4 protein-coding genes and 1 tRNA gene are annotated in these 3,266 nt (G+C 68.9%); 3 read left to right on the top strand and 2 right to left on the bottom strand.

What is annotated here, in order from left to right:
• Nucleotides 1-41: 41 nt before the first annotated feature.
• Both ACO0E1_RS18880 and ACO0E1_RS18875 read right to left on the bottom strand, forming a co-directional pair.
• Nucleotides 42-114, bottom strand: a tRNA-Lys gene (locus ACO0E1_RS18880).
• 136 nt (nt 115-250) lie between these two features.
• A complete protein-coding gene (locus tag ACO0E1_RS18875; RefSeq protein ID WP_422875572.1) occupies nt 251-412 on the bottom strand; it encodes a hypothetical protein in 162 nt (53 codons plus the stop codon).
• A gap of 128 nt (nt 413-540) precedes the next feature.
• On the opposite strand from ACO0E1_RS18875, the gene ACO0E1_RS18870 reads away from it, so the two are divergent.
• From ACO0E1_RS18870 to ACO0E1_RS18860, 3 genes are all read left to right on the top strand, one after another.
• Entirely contained in the window at nt 541-1,170 is a 630-nt protein-coding gene (locus tag ACO0E1_RS18870) for a DNA-directed RNA polymerase subunit beta (protein ID WP_422875571.1), read from the top strand.
• Between the two features lie 451 nt (nt 1,171-1,621).
• A complete protein-coding gene (gene sigK / locus ACO0E1_RS18865; protein WP_422875570.1) occupies nt 1,622-2,221 on the top strand; it encodes an ECF RNA polymerase sigma factor SigK in 600 nt (199 codons plus the stop codon).
• Nucleotides 2,218-3,066, top strand: coding sequence for an anti-sigma factor (locus ACO0E1_RS18860; RefSeq protein ID WP_422875569.1), 849 nt, complete (start codon nt 2,218-2,220; stop codon nt 3,064-3,066). Before sigK ends, ACO0E1_RS18860 begins: the two co-directional genes overlap by 4 nt.
• Nucleotides 3,067-3,266 lie beyond the last annotated feature (200 nt).

The following is a 3,266-nucleotide window of genomic DNA, read 5'->3' as shown; positions in this document are numbered from 1 at the left end:
AACCCACGACCCTCGGATGAAAAGCGGGTGGGCGGTGCCAGTGGGCCCCGTGGGGCTCGAACCCACGACCCTCGGATTAAAAGTCCGGTGCTCTACCAACTGAGCTAGAGGCCCTCGGCGTCCAGGCTACCGGGACGAGCACGCCGACAACGAACGAGTGCGCAGTCCCGGCGACTCCCGCAGGGGGAAGGTCGCCAGGACTGCGCACTCGTTCGATCTCGGGCCGGCACCACGACGAGCGCCGGCGAGGTCAGCTCCGGCGTCCGGTGAGCATGCGCATGAGCCACACGATGAGTGCGATCACGGCGAGAACGATGCCGATGTACAGCAGGAACTTCAGGCTCGCGGCGAATCCGCCGACGAACAGCAGGATGACGGCGATCACGGCCAGGATGATGAGCAGCGCGTTCACGGGGTTCCTCTCTTCCACGTCCAGGAGGAGTGCCTCCCTTACGCACGAGCACGGTACCCGTCACCGCCGCTGTCCGTTCGGGGCGAACGGGGGACGGGCGTGTCACCGGTGACGCCTACACTGCTGCGGTGCCTCGCGATCACCACCGTCCCGTCCACTTCACCGACGCCGAGTTCGCCGCCATCCAGGGCGGCGAGGACCCTGCGCTGGTGAACCGTGTCGCGCACGAGACCGCGAACGCGCTGCTCCACCGCGTCCGGCAGGACCCCGATCCCGAGGTCGTCGAGCGACTCGTGACCTACACGGACGTGCACGGCATCGAGGCCGTCGCGGAGCTCTGGGCACGCGTCGGCCCCCACACGCTTCCCGGCGCGCTCTGGCGGATCTACCTCATGCGGACGGTGATCCGGCAGAACCCGGACGAGATCGCGTTCCTGTTCACGCGCGGGACGGAGCGCATCGGCACGATCGACCAGGCCGTCGCGGGCGCCGAGGCACCGACGGGCCCCGCCGAGATCCTGACGCTCGCGGACAGCATCCTGCACGGGCTCTACACGGGCGACTTCGCCGTGGCGCTCGATCGCGGTGCCGCGTTCTGCCGCCTCGCCGCAGCGGGAGCCACGAGCGTCGCCGACGACTCGGACCTCACGGCAGAAGAGCGGGCGAGCGTGCTGACGGTCCGTGCCTTCCGGCTGTCCGAGCTGGCAGAGGACCTGTCCGCGGCCGCTGCGCTGTGGCGCCGCGACGCCCTGGACTGAGCCACCTCCACAACGGGACGGACCCGCCGGACCCGCACCGAGCCTCCAGGCCGGATTCGGGCAGAGAAAAACCGGGCCGCAGAAGCGCCTCTCGGCGCGAGGCCGCTCGAAGCGGCGAATTTTGGAGCCCGGGGCTTGCTGCGGCCCGGCGAGATCGATTCTACGAGACACCTGCCGTGAACGCGTCCGTGTTCACTCTCGGTGGACACATCGATCTCGGGCGCGCCCCGAAGGCAGGACGATCCTCGCGGGAATCCCGAGCAATCCGTCTGGGCGAGGGTGCCGAATCATCAGCGTGACGGAACTCATGGGCCGTCACACAGCGAGGGCTCCCCGTGCGACCCGACCCGGCTCACCCGGCCGGAGTAATTCCCTGCGGGTCACACGGGACCCTCGCTGCCAAGAACCGCAGCATGGAGAAACCCGAACACCGGAAGGAGGAAAACCTGCAATGCTTGCCATCGTGGAACGCGACACCGAACGCTGGAGCTCGACCGAGCCCGTTCCGGCGTCGCCGGATTCCCTCCTCCTCCGCGTCGCCCAGGGCGACCAGCAGGCCTTCTCGGAGCTCTACGACGAACTCGCCGGCCGCGTCCTCGGACTCATCACGCGTCTCCTCAAGGACCGTGCCCAGTCCGAAGAGGTCGCACAAGAGGTTTTCCTCGAGGTCTGGCAGCAGGCCGCCAAGTTCGACACCACCCGGGGCAGCGCCTCGAGCTGGGTGCTGACGATGGCCCACCGCCGCGCGGTGGACCGGGTGCGTGCCGCACAAGCCTCTCGTGACCGCGACACCAAGATCGGGATCCGTGACTTCGAGTCCGGCTTCGACCAGGTGTCCGAGTCCGTCGAGATCCGGATCGAGCACGAACGGGTCAGCAGGGCACTCGCCCGCCTGACCGAGTTCCAGCGGCAGGCCGTCCAGATGTCCTACTACGGCGGCTACTCGCACAGCGAGATGGCCGAACTCCTCGGGGTGCCGATCGGCACCGTGAAGACCCGTCTCCGCGACGGGATGATCAGACTGCGCGACGAGATGGGAGTGGCGTCATGACCGAACGACACGACGATCCCGCACTCCTCACGGGTGCGTACGCGCTCGACGCCCTGAGCGACGCCGAGCGTCACGAGGTCGAAGCAGCACTCGCCGAGTTCCCCGAACTCCGTGCAGAGGTCGACTCGCTCACCGAGACCGCTCGCGCCCTGGCCTACGCGGTCGAGCCGATCGAGCCGCCGGCATCGCTCAAGGCCTCGTTGATGGCCGCGATCCAGACCACGCCACAGGTTGCTCCCGACACCGGTCGGGCCGCGCAGTCGGTTCCCGCCGCCGTCCAGGAGGCTCCGATCGCCTCCGTCACGGACGTCACCTCCGGGGGCGGCTCGGCCAGTGCCGCGGCTCGCCGTCGCTGGTTCCAGCGTCCGGCAGCGATGCTCAGTGCCGCTGCTGCGGTCGGTGTGGTGTTCCTCGGCGTCGGACTCGGCGCCGGTGGAGCGATCTTCGGCCAGGACTCCGGCCCGGGGACCAGCGCGTCCCAGGCGGCGTCCGGCCTCGACCAGATCTACGCTGCTGCCGACTTCAAGCGCTCCACCTCCCCGGTGACCGGCGGTGGCTCGGCCACGGTCGTGTGGTCGGACCAGCTCGGCAAGTCCGCCGTCATCCTCGACGGGGTGGCCGCTGCGCCGAAGGACAAGACCTACCAGCTCTGGTACATCGGCTCCGAGGCGTCGGGCGGCACGATCGAGTCCGCCGGCCTGATGAACGACGTCGACGGCGGTGTCCGCTCGGCCGTGCTGAGCGGTGCGAAGTCCGCCGGGGCGGCGGTCGGCATCACGGTCGAGCCCGCCGGCGGATCCAAGCAGCCGACGACGACGCCGATCGTCGCGGTGCCCACGGCGTAGGTCGGCCCCTTCCGACTCGGAACGACGAAGTCGCTGTCGTACGACAGCTTGGGTTCATTCGGTGGTCGCAACACCTTGAGTGATTGGGGTGGTTGTGGTGGGTCGCCAGGCAGCGTATTCGCTGGAGTTTCGTGCTGTGTTCTTCGGGGTGTTGCGACGCTCGGGGACGCTGACGGAGGCTGCATCCGTGATGGGTGTGA

It is taken from the genome of Curtobacterium guangdongense, from assembly GCF_049341845.1.
GTDB classification, from domain to species: Bacteria; Actinomycetota; Actinomycetes; order Actinomycetales; family Microbacteriaceae; genus Curtobacterium; species Curtobacterium guangdongense.
Note: the sequence above shows the minus strand (reverse complement) of the source record. Positions and strands in the feature narration are given on the sequence as shown.